A 15607-nucleotide genomic window follows, 5' to 3' on the forward strand; every position below is an offset into this window, starting at 1 on the left:
CCAACAGGATTCATGGCATGACGGCAATCATCAGGACGGCTCTTGAGGACGATGCGCCTCACCTCGCGGCGATCTATGCCCCTTATGTTTTGAACACCGTAATTTCGTTCGAAAGCGTGCCTCCAGACGCTGAGGAATTCAGCTTTCGGATGGCCGATTGCTTAAAATATTACCCATGGCTGATCGCCGAGGTGAATGGTCGGATAGTGGGATATGCCTATGCCGGACCCCATAGCGGCCGGGCGGCTTATGATTGGTCGGCGAATATCTCCGTCTATCTGAGGGCTGATCATCATCGTCGCGGGATCGGGAGGCGTCTCTACGACATATTGATCCAGATATTGCGGCATCAGGGCTATCACAGCCTCTTCGCGGGCATCACCCTTCCGAACAGCGCCAGCGTGGCCATTCACACGGCGTTGGGTATGAAAGAAGTAGGCATCTACAGGGAAGTCGGCTTCAAATTCGGTCAATGGCATGACGTGATGTGGATGGGGATGGCGATTTCCGCCTCTACCAAACCTTCCGGAAAGCCGACGCCTTTTCCCTTACTCGACAATCTTCAGAACATTGTTCCCGACTTACAGGTCACAAACAGACGCTAGGCGGGTCGGTGCCCTTTGCGCCACTTCGTCAGCAAATGCCGGGCCAGCATCATCGGGGGCATGCGCAGCCAGTGTGACCGAACGTAAAATGCAAAGCGCAGCAGCTTGCGCCTTTCACGCCCCCAGCCGTCCCTAGCCAACAGACGCGCGATGAAAAGGCGGTCGCTCCAGCTCGGGCGATAGTCCACTGTAATGGGCGAGCGAAGGGGCCGAACAGGGGTGCCAAACAGGAAGTGCGCCAGTCTCAGCGCGCGCAAAACCACCGCATACAATTGATGCTCCGCCGCCCTTTCAAGCAAGCCAAGATCAAAATCCTGCTGACTCTCCCCAAATTCGCGGCACAGGCAGTGGATATCCCACAGGTTGCGCAAACCACCCGCCAGATCGCCATCCGCAAACAAGTGCGCGGCGGAATGGCAGATCATATCCTCCGGCGACAAGACCGATAACCGATCAGTCACCGGCACCCCATCCGCCAGCATCGCCTCCGCGTTCGGCCTCGGCCGCGCGGTCAGCGGCAGGATCGTATGATGCACATCGATCATCCGGTCGCGCTCGCGATGGATCATCGGCGGCAGTTCATGCATCCATTGCCGGTAATAGGCGTCGTCATAGGCGTCTTCCTTGACCCACTCCCACCCCGCCGCGATCAACCTTTCCTCGACCTGCTTCAAACAGCCGCGCGGAACCATGATGTCGAGATCGCCGATGAACCGCCCCTCGCCTGCCTTGAGGCGAGCGGCCGCATAGGCAGTCCCCTTCAACATCAGCACCGGCTCCCCCAGCGCTTGCGCAGCCCGATCCGCTTCCCATAAAGCCTGCCGAGCTTCCCGCTCCGCATCCAGCCGGGCATCTGCCAGAATCGGCCGCACCCGCTCGGGCGCCAATCCCTCATCGATAACCATAGCCAGCGTTCCGATCAGCCGCTCAGCCCTAGCTGCCGCAATCAAAGCATTCCACCCGGCACTGTCCAGCCGCCTGACCGACGCCGGATCGCGGAGCGACCTGACCAAAAGCGCGGCGCTCATGCGAGTTCTTCCCACAACCGCTCGACCATCGCGATGGCCTCGTCGCCTGAGGGAAAGTCGATCGCCCGCGCGGGCACATGCTGAACGAACCGGGTTAGCGCACCGAACCCCGCCTCTCCCAATGCGACATAGTTGGTGGACGCCTGAGTCAGGCGCATGAAAACCTCGCCCTGCCCCACCGGGCGAACGTCGGCGGCATGCCCGAAACGCGGAAACAGCAGCAGGGCGGGCTTTGCCGCTTCCGTCATCCGCGCGACCGCATCGGAGCGAGGCATGAGGTGTCGAATATCCCCCTTCGCCGTGCCAGCCATTAACGGCCCCATCCGCTCGGCCGAAACCTCCCCCGTGATCACATCGATGGCGCCGTTCTTGAGCGAAACGAGTCGAGGGAAAGGCAGTAATTCGCCGGTAGCCAAATCCAGCAGAGCAAATTCATCACCCATGAGCCGCCAGCCACGTTCGCCAAGCTGGGCCGCGAGCGTCGACTTGCCCGACCCGGACTCCCCGGTCATCACAAGCGCGCGACCGTCCTTCTCCACACTTGACGCATGGAGCAGCAGGTGCCGCCCCCAACCCAACGCCATTTGCAGGTTCATGCCCATTTCCGCCGCCAACAGCCCATGCGTCAAACTCATCGGCGCCGCATCGGCCAGGCCATGGTCGCCGGTGATGAAGATGGACGGCCTGACCCATCGCCGGACCATGCTCGTCGGCTCCAGCCGCACGGTGAAGTCGGCCACATCTTCCTTCGGCTGAGGATAGCCCTCGTACAACTGCGCCAACAGTTCCAGCGGCTCCCGCCATGCTGAACCGATCCGAAATGACGCGGGGCCGATAGACAAGGAAAGCTGGCGCCTCATGAACAGCGCACCAGACCAAGCGCCGTCAGCCCTTCCAGATGCGTCTCGATTTCCGCAATCGCCTGTGTGCGCTCGCCCAGATCATAGTGGCGTTCCAGCCGCGCATGCAGTTGCGCCGCTGTCGAGTCAGCTTCGTCATCCAGCGCCTCCAATATCTCTGGAGCAGGGCTGACCATCATATGCGTTTGCCCAGACGCACGATGGTAGAGGACGATGATGTCCTCCAACACGCACGTGACGGCGTCCTTGTCTCTACGATAAAGGCGTTCTGCGGTCACAAACTGCTCTCAAACTCACTGGCGGCGCTCAGCTGTAGCGCACAGGAGTAAGCAGGTGCCTAACGCGGCATTTGTAATGATGCGTAGCAGGTGAAGCCGCTGGTTCCGGACTGAAGGCGCCGGATATAGTTCAGATACGCCTGATTCTGCTCATAGCTTGTGCCAGGCAGCCTGCCGCCGCGCAGAGCCTGCCGGACCTGCTCACCGCTATAGCTGCGTCCTTGCGCGGGCACGGCACCCGCTGTCCCTGCCGGTACAAGCTGGCCATTGGGCGCGATATATTTTCCCGCACGCGCCTGATCGGGAACCGGAATGGTGCAGTTCAGCACGGACGCGGCGGTATTGGCCAGAGCCGGACGGATGGACACAATCGCTGATGCGGCAACGGCGCCACCCATCAGCAGCTGGCGGCGCGAAGACGCGATCGAGTCGGCGTCCCGCTCCGTGGCCTCTGAAGGCACGGAATCGGAAGCATGCTGTCCGGGCGATTGATCTTTCATACCGTCCTGATCCGCTATCGCGCTTGCCAAAGCGTAAAGAATCCACGCTATTGCGCCAGCCATTGCAGCAAAGCAGCCAATAATCCAGCGCGGTAACCATGAATCGACTGAGCATTTCCCAGATCACGGCGTCGCTCGCCATGCTGTTTTTGGCTACCGGAACCGCATTGCTGATGGGCGCGGCGCTCTCAGCCATCGCTCTTCCTGTGCTAGCGGGCATCGCCGTCCTGATCATCGCCGCGCAAGCGCCCGCGCCCCGCCCTGCCGAGCCTGCCTCGATCGACCCTGTCACAGACATAGTCGAACATCCCGACTTCGCCGACATGATGGAGGCAATTGCGGACCCTCTGATGCTGATCGAGCGCGGCCGGATCATCCGGGCCAACCGGGCGGCTCAACGCCTGCTCGGCGCGCATATCGAGGGTGAGGATGCCCGAATCGCCATCCGCCATCCAGCCGCCGCCGAACGGCTCGCCAGCCTTGCGCCGATGAGCGAGGCGGTAATGCTGGAACTGGTGGGCCTCGGGACACGTGATCAACGCTGGCAGATGCGCATTGCACCGGTCGGCGATGATGCCGCAGTACGTCGGCTGGTGCATCTTGCCGACCATAGCGGCGCCTATGCCGCCGAAAAGATGCGCGTCGATTTCGTGGCCAATGCCAGTCACGAGCTTCGCACGCCCCTTGCGGGCATTTTGGGTTTCATCGAAACGCTGGGTGATCCGGACCTTGGCCGCGACAATGATACGCGGCAACGCTTCCTCAAGATCATGGACGGTGAGGCGCGCCGGATGCAGCGGCTGATCGACGATCTCATTTCCCTATCCCGTATAGAGGCGGAAAAATACCGCGTCCCTGACAGCCCGGTCGATCTTGGCGCCTTGGCTGCCGAGGTGGTGGGCGTTTTCCGGACGAGCCATGGCGACCGGGGTCGGGAAGTGGAATTGGACGTAACGCCCGGTCTGCCGGAAGTCGCGGGAGACAGGCCGCAATTGTCACAGCTGCTTCACAACCTGATCGGCAACTCGGTGAAATATGGAAAGGCCGGAACACCGATCCGCGTGAGCCTGACGGAAGGCCCTGGCGGGATGACCCGGCTCGTCGTTGCTGACGAGGGCGAAGGGATCGGCCCGGATCACCTGCCCCGCCTGACCGAACGCTTCTACCGCGTCGATTCCGGGCGCAGCCGGGCTGTGGGCGGCACCGGCCTTGGCCTCGCCATCGTGAAGCATATCGTGGAGCGGCACCGTGGTCGGCTCGACATTGTAAGCGCGCCGGGAAAGGGGACCACGATCACGGTCCTGCTGCCGCCGATGCCCGCTGAAGAAAGGCTGTCAGTGGTCAGACATTGAATAAATTCTGCTCATCTTTTGAGCTTCCGGCCCCAATGTCATAAAAGTGCAATTGGACTGTCACAAAGGCGCGACCTACCGCGGCTACTGCGCGCCAAGGGGGGCAGCGATTGCGAATCGCGGCCTTTGACAAAGGAGACTATCCGTGAAGCATTTCGCTCTGATGGCCGCTACCGCAGCGGCCGCTCTTACTCTTGCCGGTTGCGGCGACCAATCGGGCGGCAGCGCCGGTGGCACGCGTGACCAGATCCGCGCGGTCGGTTCCTCGACCGTTTATCCCTTCGCGACAGCGGTCGCCGAAATGTTCGTTCAGGGCAATTCGGGCATGAAGTCGCCGATCATCGAATCGACCGGCACCGGCGGCGGCATGAAGCTGTTCTGCGCGGGCGTCGGCGCACAGCATCCCGACATCGCCAATGCTTCGCGCCGCATGAAGAAGGCCGAGTTCGAGGACTGCCAGAAGAACGGCGTTAAGGACATCATCGAAGTCCAGGTGGGCGTCGATGGCCTCGCCTTCGCCGAGTCAAAGGACGGCCCGGGTTTCAAGCTGACGCCGAAGATCGTCTATGAAGCGCTCGCCGCCAACCCTTATGGCAAGGGTCCGAACAAGGCGGAAACCTGGAAGGACGTTGACCCGAGCCTGCCCGCAACCGCGATCAGCGTATTCGGGCCGCCTTCGACCAGCGGCACCCGCGATTCGCTTGCCGAACTGATCCTGACCAAGGGCTGCGAAACCGATCCGGCCATGAAGGCGCTCAAGGAAAAGAGTGAGGACGAGTTCAAGGCAACCTGCACCCGCATCCGCGAAGACGGCAAATATGTGGATTCGGGCGAAAACGACAATCTGATCGTTCAAAAGCTCGCCGCGAACCCCAATGCTCTCGGCGTGTTCGGCTTCAGCTATCTTGAGGAAAACAAAGACAAGCTGAAGGACGTGTCGATCAACGGCGTCGAAGCGACCTATGAAACAGTGTCGACCGGCAAATATCCGGGCGCTCGCCCCCTCTTCATCTATGTGAAGAAGGCGCACATGACCGCGATCCCGGGTCTTCAGGCCTATCTCAACACCTTCGCCGCCAACTGGGCGCCCGACGGCGCGCTGACAAAGCGCGGCATGGTTGCTGCACCGGAAGACGTGCGCAAGGCGAGTGCCGAGACGATCAAGTCGCTGACTGTTCTCGACGGTTCGCAGCTCAAGTAAGCGGAAAATATGACAGGTCCTGCAATCTTCCTGCTGCTGGCAGGCCTGGGCGCCATCGCCTGGGTCAGTGCCCGGACGCGCGCGCTGCGGCTGCAAACCGCCGCGCGCGCTTCGGGCCGCCGCGACGCCGTGCATAGCCTTCCTGGCTATCATGGCTGGTATGTCGCGCTCTGGACGCTCATCCCAGCGGCGATCTTTCTCGCCGTCTGGGCGAACGTCGCCCCTGGGCTCGTCACTCAGCAAGTGTTGAGCAGCCCGGCCGCGCACAGCCTGCCAGCAGATGATTTCTCGCGCTCGGCCATATTGGGCGAAGCGCGAGCGATCGCCAGCGGTTCGCAATCGGGAGCGTTCAACCCACTCTCGCAGGGCCTTGTCCAACCCTATAAGGACGCCATCGGCAAATATGGCATCGCGGGCGCAGCGCTCGCACTGGTGCTGGCCTTTGCCGGGGGCGCCTATGCCTTCACTCGCGTGCGTCCTGATTTCCGGGCGCGCACGCGGGTCGAACGGCTCGTGATGGCGGTGTTGCTTGTGGCATCACTGCTCGCGATCGTCACCACATTGGGCATCGTCGTATCGCTACTGTGGCAGAGCCTGCGCTTCTTCTCGATGGTGAACCCGTTCGATTTTCTCTTCGGCACCAAATGGAGCCCGCAATCGGCGGCGCTGGGCTACGGTAATGATGACGCGTTCGGCGCTGTCCCGCTATTCTGGGGCACGATCTTCATCGGCGCGATCATCGCGATGGTCGTCGCCATCCCGCTTGGCCTGATGAGCGCCATTTATCTGACCCAATATGCCAGCCCCACGGTACGCAAGTGGATGAAGCCCATCCTTGAGGTGCTCGCAGGCGTGCCCACCGTCGTCTACGGCTATTTCGCCGCGTTGACAGTGGCCCCCGCATTGCGCGACCTCGCCGTGGCGATCGGCATCCAGGGCGCCTCTTCGGAAAGCGCCTTGGCCGCTGGTCTGGTCATGGGCGTGATGATCATACCCTTCGTATCCTCCATGGCGGACGATAGCATCGCAGCCGTGCCGCAATCCATGCGCGACGGCAGCCTCGCCATGGGCGCAACCACCAGCGAAACAATCCGCCGCGTGCTGATCCCCGCCGCCCTTCCCGGCGTCGTCGGCGGCGTGCTGCTGGCCGTCAGCCGCGCGATCGGCGAGACGATGATCGTGGTGATGGCAGCCGGTCTGGCGGCAAACCTCACCTTAAATCCCTTCGCCAGCGTCACGACTGTAACGACGCAGATCGTCCAGCTTCTGACCGGCGACCAGGAATTCGACAGCGCAAAGACGCTGGCCGCCTTCGCCCTCGGCCTCGTCCTCTTCGTGGTGACGCTGCTGCTCAACATCGTGGCCCTGCGGGTCGTGAAGAAATATCGCGAGGCTTACGAATAATGGCACCCGAACGCCTCCCCACCGACTGGAAGTCGGACGCGATGCGCAAGCGGATCGCCCGGCGCTATGCTTCCGAACGCCGCTTCAAGGCGGCTGGCCTTCTCGCCGTGGCACTGTCGGCCGCCTTTCTTGCCTTCCTGCTCTTCAACATGATGGGCAATGGCCTGCGCGGTTTCACGCGGACGGAAATAGCGGTGAAGATCGACTTCCCCGCGTCACCGCTGCTGCTCGATCCGAATGCGATCACCGATCAGTCGCTCGCCAACGCGAACCTGCCGATGGTGACGGGCGACGTCGTGAAAAAGGCGCTGGGCGCGGATGCCGAGGAATGGGTGTCGCCCACGGCCTGGGTCGTTCTGCGTGACGCTATCAAGGCTGATCCCGGCATCCTGAGCCGCACCGAGACCATCAAACTCCCCGCATCGACCACCATCGATCTGGCGGCAAAGAGCGAGGGTTCGCCCGAGGCCGAAGCCGCTGTGGAGCGCCTGAACAAGGCAGGCCTGCTCACGACCGGTTTCAATATGAGCTTCCTGTCCGCCAGTGACGGCACCGACCCGACACAGGTCGGCATCTGGGGCGCGTTCAAGGGATCGCTGCTGACGATGCTGGTGACGCTGGTGCTCAGCTTCCCGATCGGCGTCGCGACTGCCGTCTATCTGGAAGAATATGCGCGCAAGAACTGGCTGACCGACATCATCGAAGTGTCGATCAACAATCTCGCCGCCGTCCCCTCGATCATTTTTGGCCTGCTCGGTCTGTCGATCTTCTTGAACTTCCTGCACCTGCCGCGCTCCGCCGCGCTCGTCGGCGGCATGACGCTGGCGCTCATGACCATGCCAGTCATCGTCATCGCAGGCCGCAACGCCATCAAATCCGTGCCACCCAGCATCCGCGATGCCGCGCTCGGCATCGGCGCTTCGCCGGTACAGGTGGTTTTCCACCACGTCCTGCCGCTCGCCCTGCCCGGCATCCTCACCGGCACGATCATCGGCATGGCCCGCGCGCTCGGCGAAACCGCGCCGCTGCTGATGATCGGCATGCGCGCCTTCATCGCCACGCCGCCGGGCGGGATCACCGACCCTGCGACCGTCCTGCCGGTGCAGATTTTCCTGTGGTCCGACGAAGTCTCAAAGGGCTTTGTCGAAAAGACCTCCGCCGCCATCATCGTCCTGCTGGTCTTCCTGCTCGCGATGAACGGCCTCGCCATCTACCTGCGCAACAAGTTCGAAAAACGGTGGTAACAATGATGCACGAACCGCAAACACTGGTGCCCGCCACCCAAGTCAAGATGACCGCGCGCGATGTGAAGGTCTTCTATGGTGAAAAGCAGGCGATCAAGGGCGTCTCGATCGACGTCGATATGGACAATGTCACGGCCTTCATCGGTCCGTCGGGCTGCGGCAAGTCGACCTTCCTGCGGACGTTGAACCGCATGAACGACACCGTCGCTTCGGCCCGAGTCGAAGGCGCGATCACCCTTGACGGCGAGGATATCTACGCCCCCTCGATGGACGTGGTGCAACTGCGTGCCCGCGTCGGCATGGTGTTCCAGAAGCCCAACCCATTCCCCAAGTCGATCTACGAGAACATCGCCTACGGCCCGCGCATCCACGGCCTGGCCCATGCCAAAGCGGATCTTGACGTCATCGTTGAAAAATCGCTCCGCCGCGCGGGCCTTTGGGAAGAAGTGAAGGACCGCCTTCACGACAGCGGCACCGCCCTTTCCGGCGGCCAGCAGCAGCGCCTCTGCATCGGCCGCGCCATCGCGGTGGAACCGGAAGTTATCTTGATGGACGAGCCCTGCTCGGCACTCGACCCGATCGCGACTGCGAAGATCGAGGAGCTGATCCACGAACTGCGCGGTCGTTACGCGATCGTCATCGTCACCCACAATATGCAGCAGGCCGCCCGCGTGTCGCAGCGCACGGCCTTCTTCCACCTGGGCGAACTGGTCGAATATGGCGTGACGAGCGACATCTTCACCAACCCCCGCCAGGAACGCACCAAGGACTATATCACCGGACGCTACGGCTGACCCGGGGGAGACAGACAATGGCTGAACATACGATCAAGGCGTTCGACGAGGAAATCGACAAGCTGCGCGGCCTTATCGCCGAAATGGGCGGTCGTGCCGAAGCCGCCATCGAGAATGCAATGGTTGCGCTCCAGCGGCAGGACAAGACGCTCGCCGCGCAGGTGGTCACCGACGACAAGCGCATCGACGCTATCGAGGCGGAAGTTGAAAAGCTGGTGATCCAGGTCATCGCCCTGCGCGCGCCCATGGCCAACGACCTGCGCGACGTCATCGCCGCGCTGAAGATCGTCGGCGTGGTGGAGCGCATCGGCGACTATGCCAAGAATATCGCCAAACGCGTTCCCCTGATCGCCACCAACCAGCGCACGCTGGAGCCGGTGTCGCTACTGCCCTCCATGGGTCAGGTAGCGGCCGAGATGGTGCATGACGCGCTCAACGCCTTCGCGGCCCGCGACGCTGATCTCGCCACGGCGGTGATCGAGCGCGACACGGTGGTGGACGATTTCTACAACAGCGTCTTCCGCAGCCTCGTTACCTACATGGTCGAAAATCCCAAGACCATCAGCGAGTGCGCGCATCTGCTCTTCATCGCGAAGAATATCGAGCGGATCGGCGACCACGCCACGAATGTCGCGGAGATGGTCTATTACGCCGCGACCGGCCAGATGGCCCCGGAACGCGAACGCGGCGGCACCCAGCCCCTGGAGGACTGAATATGGCGAGAGCCAAGATGCTTCTGGTTGAAGATGACGCGGCCCTCGCAGAACTTCTCATCTGGCATTTCAAGCGCGAGGATTTCGAGGTCGCCCACACCGTCGATGGCGAGGAGGCATTGCTGATGGCGCAGGAAAATGTGCCCGACATCGTGCTGCTCGACTGGATGGTGGAAAGCCTGTCCGGCATCGAAGTCTGCCGCCGCCTCCGCCGCATGAACGGAACGGCCAATGTGCCGATTATCATGCTGACGGCGCGCGGTGAGGAGGAAGATCGGGTTCGCGGCCTGGAAACCGGCGCCGACGATTATGTCACCAAGCCTTTCTCCCCCCGCGAACTGGTGGCGCGCGTCGGCGCAGTCCTCCGCCGCGTCCGCCCGGCGTTGGCTGGCGAGACGCTCACTTTTGCAGACGTGGAAATGGACACCGTCGGTCACAAGGTCCGTCGCGGCGGCCAGGTGATCCCCCTCGGCCCCACAGAATTCCGCCTGCTCAAGCATTTCCTGGAGCATCCCGGCTGGGTCTTCTCGCGCGAGCGGTTGCTGGACAGCGTCTGGGGTCAGGACAGCGACATCGAACTGCGCACCGTCGACGTCCACATCCGCCGCCTGCGCAAGGCAATCAACGCCGACGGCCAATATCGCGACATCATCCGCACCGTGCGTTCAGCGGGTTACGCGCTAGACACGGATGGGGTGGGTTAGCGTACCTGCTCCCTCTCCCCTTCAGGGGAGAGGGCCGGGGAGAGGGGAATGAGGGAACATCGCCTTCATAGCCCCGTCTCCCGCCTTCGCTACGCTCGGCACCTCGGCCAGAGTCACGTGCCTCTGGCTGACCCCTGAAGGAGAGAGCGAATCATATTTCAAGCCAGAGCGCTTCCCTGACCTCTTACAGGCGTCTCAAGCCGCCTTGCGCGCCTTCACCAGCTTCTTCATCAACATGTCCCGCTTCAGCCGCGACAGATGATCGATGAACAGCACGCCCTGCAAATGATCCATCTCGTGCTGTAAGCAAGTGGCCAGCAAGCCCTCAAGCTGCTCCTCATGAATACGCCCTTCGCGATCCATCCAGCTCGCCCGGATCGTCGCGGGCCGCTCCACCTCGGCATATTGGTCCGGCACCGACAGGCAGCCCTCATTATAGACTGACAGGTCCGCCGAACCCTCCAAAATCTCGGGATTGATGAACACCATCGGCTTTTTCACCGAAGGCGCACCCTCTTCATCCGATTCGGGCTCCTGCAAATCCATCACCAGCACGCGCTTCGGCACGCCAACCTGTATCGCCGCCAATCCGATGCCCGGAGCGTCGTACATGGTCTCGAACATATCATCGATCAGACGCTGCAAATCGTCATCGATCGCCTCCACCGGAGACGAAATGGTACGCAGGCGCGGGTCAGGCGCCTCAAGGATTGGAAGAATGGCCATGTGGTTAAAATAGCCGCAATGACGGGCTTTTTCAAGCGACCGCCAAATTCACCCAAGAGGCCGCCGCGCCCGCAAAGCCTGCGCCAATGTGCCCTCATCCAGATAGTCGAGTTCACCGCCCACAGGCACGCCATGGGCCAACTGCGTCAGCCGCACCGGAAAGCGCTCCAGCCGTTCTGCCAGATAGTGCGCGGTGGTCTGCCCCTCCAGTGTCGCATTCATCGCCAGCACCACTTCATCAATGCCGCCCGCTTCGACTCGCGTCACCAGCGCATCGATGGAAAGGTCTTCCGGCCGCACCCCTTCCAGCGCCGACAATCGCCCACCTAATACATGGAAACGCCCCGGAAAAAGCCTCGACTTGTCGAGCGCCCACAGGTCCGCCACATCCTCCACCACGCACAGCGCGCGAGCGTCGCGGCGCGGGTCGGCACAGATGCCGCAGGGATCCACCGTATCGACATTCCCGCATAAACCGCACGTAACCAGCCGATCATTCACCGCATCAAGCGCACGCAGCAGCGGTTCCAGCGCGCTTTCCCGCTTCTTCAGCAGGTGCAACACAGCACGCCGCGCCGAACGCGGGCCAAGGCCCGGCAGACGGGACAGCGCCTGCGTCAGCGCATCAATCTCGAGAGAAGCCATGGAACCGAGATAGGGGCTTGCAAGTCCGGGGTCAAAAGAGTTGAGAGGCGACTATGCGCATCATCTATATGGGAACTCCGGATTTCGCCGTCCCCGCCCTCGTGGCGCTGGCCAAGGCCGGGCATGAGATCGTGGCGGTGTATAGCCAACCGCCCCGCCCCGCCGGGCGTGGGAAGGCGCTACGCCCCTCCCCCGTTCAGGCTCAGGCGGAGCAGATGGGCATCGAGGTTCGCACGCCGATTTCGCTCAAGGACGCGGAGGTGCAATCCGCCTTTGCCGCATTGAACGCCGATGTCGCAGTGGTTGCCGCCTATGGACTGATCCTGCCGCGCGCTGTGCTGGACGCCCCCCGTTCCGGCTGCCTCAACATCCACGCCTCCCTGCTTCCCCGCTGGCGCGGCGCAGCGCCGATCCAACGCGCTATCCTCTCGGGCGACAATGTCAGCGGCGTCACGATCATGGATATGGAAGCGGGCCTCGACACCGGCCCGATGCGCGCCAAGCATGTGACCCCGATCGAGGACAAGACCGCAGGCGCGCTCACCGCCGAGCTGGCGCAGGCAGGGGCTGAACTGATGATCGAGGTCTTGGACGACCTCCCTGCACACCCGGCTGTGCCCCAGCCAGAAGAGGGCGTCACCTACGCCGCCAAGATCGACAAATGCGAAGCCCGTCTCGACTTCACCCGCGACGCGCATCAGGTCGAACGGCAGATACGCGCCTTCAACCCCTTCCCCGGCGCATTCCTGGAATATCGCGGCGAACGCTTCCGCATCCTCGCCGCCCATGTCGAGGAGCATGAAGGCCCGCCAGGCGAACTGCTCGACAACAGCCTGCTCATCGGCTGCGGCCACGGCGCGATCCGTCCGACCCTGATCCAGCGCGCCGGCAAGGGTGCGATGTCTCCGGGCGAACTCCTGCGCGGCTACGACATGCCCGCCGGGTCGCGCGTCGATGCCTAATCCCACTTCACCCCACAACCGTCATCCCAGCGAAAGCTGGGATCTCAGGGGACGGCATGCCACATGGTCCAACATCCCAGTTTTCCCTGGGATGACGGCGTCAATATTTTCGCTGATATAGCCCCCAATGACCCGCTTCGCCTTCACCGTAGAATTTGACGGCCGCCCGTTCATGGGCTGGCAACGGCAGGCGCACGGTCCCAGCGTCCAGCAGGCGCTGGAATACGCCATCCACGCCATCACCGGCGAGCGCGCCGTGATTCACGCAGCGGGCCGAACCGACGCCGGGGTCCACGGCCTTGCCATGCGCGCCCATGCAGACATTGAGAAGCCGATCGCGCCCTTCCGCCTGATGGAAGCGATGAACGCGCTCTTGCGTCCCGACCCCGTCGCCATTCTCGCCTGCGAAACCGTGCCCGATGACTGGCACGCCCGCTTCTCCTGCATCGGCCGCGCCTATGTTTACCGCATCGCCAATCGCCGCGCGCCGCTCACATTCGAAAGCGGTCTGGTCTGGCGCGTTATCCAGCCGCTCGACACCGACGCCATGCAGGAAGCCGCACAATTGCTCGTCGGCCGTCACGACTTCACCACCTTCCGATCGGCCCATTGCCAGGCGGAAAGCCCGCTAAAATCCCTCGACCGCCTCGACGTGGAACGCGAAGGCGACCGCATCGCCATCCATGCCGAGGCGCGTTCCTTCCTCCACCATCAGGTGCGCTCGATGGTCGGTTGCCTGGCGTTGGTCGGCATGGGTCGCTGGTCGATAGCCAACATGCGCGCTGCCCGAGACGCGAAGGACAGAGCCGCGCTCGGCCTAAACGCTCCGCCAGACGGCCTGTATTTCGTGCAAGCGCGCTACTGAACCCCTCGTCATCCCAGCGAAAGCTGGGATCTAAGGCCCCCTAAATCCGCGTCCGGAACGGCGTAAAATCCGTCCCCTCATCATAGACGTCCAGCCCCTCGGCGCGCTTCAGGCTGTTCACCACCAGATAGGTCAAGGGCGTCAAAACCGCTTCCCACGTCACCTTCAACATCCAATTGGTGACCATCACCGTCAGCACCTGCGCATTGCTCCACACGCCAACAAAAGCCAGCGGATAGAAAAGCAGGCTGTCCACACCCTGCCCCACGATCGTCGACCCGATCGTCCGCATCCACAGATGCTTGCCCTGCGTCAGCAGCTTCATCTTGGCCAGCACGAAACTGTTGGCGAACTCCCCCGCCCAGAATGCGGCCAGCGAGGCAAAGACGATGCGCCAGGTATTGCCGAAAACCGCTTCATAGGCCTTTTGGTCCGGCCAGCCCTCCGCCGGAGGCAGCTTCACCACCACCCAGCTCATCAGCGCCATGAACAGCATCGCGCCAAAGCCCGCCCAAACGCATCGGCGGGCGCGGGCGTAGCCATAGACCTCGGTCAGCACGTCCCCCAGCACATAGCCAAGCGGAAAGAAAAGGATGCCAGCGCCGAATGTAAAGCCGCCAACCGTCGATAGCTTCGCCGCCCCGATCAGGTTCGACAGCAGCAATATGGCGACGAACGCCGCGATGAAGAAATCGAAATAGCGCATCGGCCGCCCAGAGAGCGCCTGTGCATCGATTTTCCGAACCCCCAAATCGGTCATGCGCCCTTGCATATCGGCTGCCCAAGCAAATGCAATGGCAGGCATGATTGCGCGCGGGCACAAGCCCCGCTATCGAAGCGCCGATGCGGCCCCGTAGCTCAGCTGGATAGAGCATTCGCCTTCTAAGCGAATGGTCACAGGTTCGAATCCTGTCGGGGTCGCCAACGATAAGATAACTGAGGCGGCTTTGCGTTCCCAAGGGGCATAATGTGCTCGTAGAACGCAACATACAACCGAGTTTCCGCAGCAATTCCAAGGGAGCGCACGCATGACCGCGCTCTCCTTTGGTGACATCGCTGGTGCATTTGCAAACCAAAAAAATCCAGATCGTCAGCGCACCCCACGCCGGAACAGCTACGACATCGAAGATCGGCGCTCGCAAGTCTTCAAACCGATACGCGACGGCTGGGATTGGGTCGGCTCGATTATGCAGGCGTTCGACGAACTGCTGCATCACCAGCGCACCAGCAAATATAAGGGAACCGATCGTCTGCAAGACGGTGACCGCCGCATTTTGTGGAGCTTCTTGAAGTGCATCGACTTCAAGACAGGCCAACTAGACCCAAGCTATCAGGAAATCGCTGACCGCGCTGGATGCCACAGGGCCACCGCTGTCGAAGCCTGCAAGCGATTCGGGAAATGGCTAGGCTTGAAATGGGTCCGCCGTACCGTGAAAGCGGAAACCGTCGGCCAGGCAGGTCCACAGCGCGAGCAGATCAGTAATGCATTCTACTTCGATCTCGCGTCCGCGCCTTCCCGTGTCTGGGCGACCTTTAAGGCTGCGATCAAACGCCGGGCAGTAAAAAAGCATGGGAAAGCCCCTCGCAATCTCCGCAAGCCTACGAAGGCTCCAGAACACGCCCCCCTGCTCCTGTGCCTTAGTGCTTTGGAAAAGGCGGTCGATCTTAAAGAGCGAGCGCTAGTCGGAAGTCCCGACACTATCCCGGTGTAGGTATATTAAAAGGG

The 15607-nt window shown here is 62.1% G+C and carries 18 protein-coding genes and 1 tRNA gene; 12 read left to right on the plus strand and 7 right to left on the minus strand.

The features are described 5' to 3' along the window. Nucleotides 1-17: 17 nt before the first annotated feature. Nucleotides 18-605: an arsinothricin resistance N-acetyltransferase ArsN1 family B gene (locus ACZ5TH_RS07305; protein WP_464793442.1), complete on the plus strand. Its 588-nt coding sequence runs from the start codon at nucleotides 18-20 to the stop codon at nucleotides 603-605. Here the strand turns inward: ACZ5TH_RS07305 and ACZ5TH_RS07310 are convergent. From ACZ5TH_RS07310 to ACZ5TH_RS07325, 4 genes are read right to left on the minus strand one after another with little or no spacing between them, the layout of a single operon-like run. Beyond that, the gene (locus ACZ5TH_RS07310; protein ID WP_464793443.1) at nucleotides 602-1633 is read right to left on the minus strand and encodes a nucleotidyltransferase domain-containing protein; all 1032 of its coding nucleotides are present in this window, start codon (nucleotides 1631-1633) and stop codon (nucleotides 602-604) included. The genes ACZ5TH_RS07305 and ACZ5TH_RS07310 overlap by 4 nt on opposite strands. After that, a complete protein-coding gene (locus ACZ5TH_RS07315; protein ID WP_464793444.1) occupies nucleotides 1630-2493 on the minus strand; it encodes an HprK-related kinase A in 864 nt (287 codons plus the stop codon). Before ACZ5TH_RS07315 ends, ACZ5TH_RS07310 begins: the two co-directional genes overlap by 4 nt. After that, complete coding sequence (locus tag ACZ5TH_RS07320) at nucleotides 2490-2771, minus strand: HPr-rel-A system PqqD family peptide chaperone (protein ID WP_464793445.1); 282 nt, start codon at nucleotides 2769-2771, stop codon at nucleotides 2490-2492. The genes ACZ5TH_RS07315 and ACZ5TH_RS07320 overlap by 4 nt, the downstream gene beginning before the upstream one ends. A gap of 59 nt (nucleotides 2772-2830) precedes the next feature. Next, nucleotides 2831-3169 carry a hypothetical protein gene (locus ACZ5TH_RS07325; RefSeq protein ID WP_449474653.1) on the minus strand — a complete coding sequence of 113 codons (339 nt, stop codon included), beginning with the start codon at nucleotides 3167-3169 and terminating at the stop codon, nucleotides 2831-2833. Nucleotides 3170-3369: 200 nt separating this feature from the next. Between ACZ5TH_RS07325 and ACZ5TH_RS07330 the strand changes: the two genes are divergently transcribed. The 7 genes from ACZ5TH_RS07330 (at nucleotide 3370) to phoB (ending at nucleotide 10683) form a co-directional block, all read left to right on the plus strand. Beyond that, nucleotides 3370-4623 (plus strand): ATP-binding protein, encoded by a 1254-nt coding sequence (locus ACZ5TH_RS07330; protein WP_464793446.1) that lies wholly within the window; start codon nucleotides 3370-3372, stop codon nucleotides 4621-4623. Between the two features lie 145 nt (nucleotides 4624-4768). Continuing rightward, nucleotides 4769-5824 carry a substrate-binding domain-containing protein gene (locus tag ACZ5TH_RS07335; RefSeq protein ID WP_449473484.1) on the plus strand — a complete coding sequence of 352 codons (1056 nt, stop codon included), beginning with the start codon at nucleotides 4769-4771 and terminating at the stop codon, nucleotides 5822-5824. Between the two features lie 9 nt (nucleotides 5825-5833). After that, on the plus strand, nucleotides 5834-7228 hold the full coding sequence (gene pstC / locus ACZ5TH_RS07340; protein WP_464771071.1) for a phosphate ABC transporter permease subunit PstC: 1395 nt from the start codon (nucleotides 5834-5836) through the stop codon (nucleotides 7226-7228). Continuing rightward, nucleotides 7228-8472: a phosphate ABC transporter permease PstA gene (gene pstA, locus ACZ5TH_RS07345; protein WP_464793447.1), complete on the plus strand. Its 1245-nt coding sequence runs from the start codon at nucleotides 7228-7230 to the stop codon at nucleotides 8470-8472. Before pstC ends, pstA begins: the two co-directional genes overlap by 1 nt. Before the next feature lie 5 nt (nucleotides 8473-8477). Next, on the plus strand, nucleotides 8478-9266 hold the full coding sequence (pstB, locus tag ACZ5TH_RS07350) for a phosphate ABC transporter ATP-binding protein PstB (protein WP_449474654.1): 789 nt from the start codon (nucleotides 8478-8480) through the stop codon (nucleotides 9264-9266). Between the two features lie 17 nt (nucleotides 9267-9283). Next, the gene (gene phoU, locus ACZ5TH_RS07355; RefSeq protein WP_449473488.1) at nucleotides 9284-9979 is read left to right on the plus strand and encodes a phosphate signaling complex protein PhoU; all 696 of its coding nucleotides are present in this window, start codon (nucleotides 9284-9286) and stop codon (nucleotides 9977-9979) included. Between the two features lie 2 nt (nucleotides 9980-9981). Then, nucleotides 9982-10683: a phosphate regulon transcriptional regulator PhoB gene (gene phoB / locus ACZ5TH_RS07360; protein WP_464793448.1), complete on the plus strand. Its 702-nt coding sequence runs from the start codon at nucleotides 9982-9984 to the stop codon at nucleotides 10681-10683. Nucleotides 10684-10878: 195 nt separating this feature from the next. On the opposite strand, the gene def is transcribed toward phoB, so the two are convergent. After that, nucleotides 10879-11409 (minus strand): peptide deformylase, encoded by a 531-nt coding sequence (gene def, locus ACZ5TH_RS07365; protein ID WP_449473490.1) that lies wholly within the window; start codon nucleotides 11407-11409, stop codon nucleotides 10879-10881. Nucleotides 11410-11457: 48 nt separating this feature from the next. Further along, nucleotides 11458-12054: a recombination mediator RecR gene (gene recR, locus ACZ5TH_RS07370; protein WP_460986194.1), complete on the minus strand. Its 597-nt coding sequence runs from the start codon at nucleotides 12052-12054 to the stop codon at nucleotides 11458-11460. A 53-nt stretch (nucleotides 12055-12107) separates the two neighbouring features. Between recR and fmt the strand changes: the two genes are divergently transcribed. Beyond that, the gene (fmt, locus tag ACZ5TH_RS07375; protein ID WP_464793449.1) at nucleotides 12108-13016 is read left to right on the plus strand and encodes a methionyl-tRNA formyltransferase; all 909 of its coding nucleotides are present in this window, start codon (nucleotides 12108-12110) and stop codon (nucleotides 13014-13016) included. 127 nt (nucleotides 13017-13143) lie between these two features. After that, a complete protein-coding gene (gene truA / locus ACZ5TH_RS07380) occupies nucleotides 13144-13881 on the plus strand; it encodes a tRNA pseudouridine(38-40) synthase TruA (RefSeq protein ID WP_464793450.1) in 738 nt (245 codons plus the stop codon). Nucleotides 13882-13921: 40 nt separating this feature from the next. On the opposite strand, the gene ACZ5TH_RS07385 is transcribed toward truA, so the two are convergent. Next, the gene (locus ACZ5TH_RS07385) at nucleotides 13922-14641 is read right to left on the minus strand and encodes a queuosine precursor transporter (RefSeq protein ID WP_460986198.1); all 720 of its coding nucleotides are present in this window, start codon (nucleotides 14639-14641) and stop codon (nucleotides 13922-13924) included. Nucleotides 14642-14728: 87 nt separating this feature from the next. Between ACZ5TH_RS07385 and ACZ5TH_RS07390 the strand changes: the two genes are divergently transcribed. Beyond that, nucleotides 14729-14805: transfer RNA gene (locus ACZ5TH_RS07390), tRNA-Arg, on the plus strand. Nucleotides 14806-14909: 104 nt separating this feature from the next. Beyond that, nucleotides 14910-15593: a hypothetical protein gene (locus ACZ5TH_RS07395; protein WP_464793451.1), complete on the plus strand. Its 684-nt coding sequence runs from the start codon at nucleotides 14910-14912 to the stop codon at nucleotides 15591-15593. Nucleotides 15594-15607: the final 14 nt, after the last annotated feature.

Source organism: Sphingobium sp. TomTYG73, assembly GCF_055394245.1.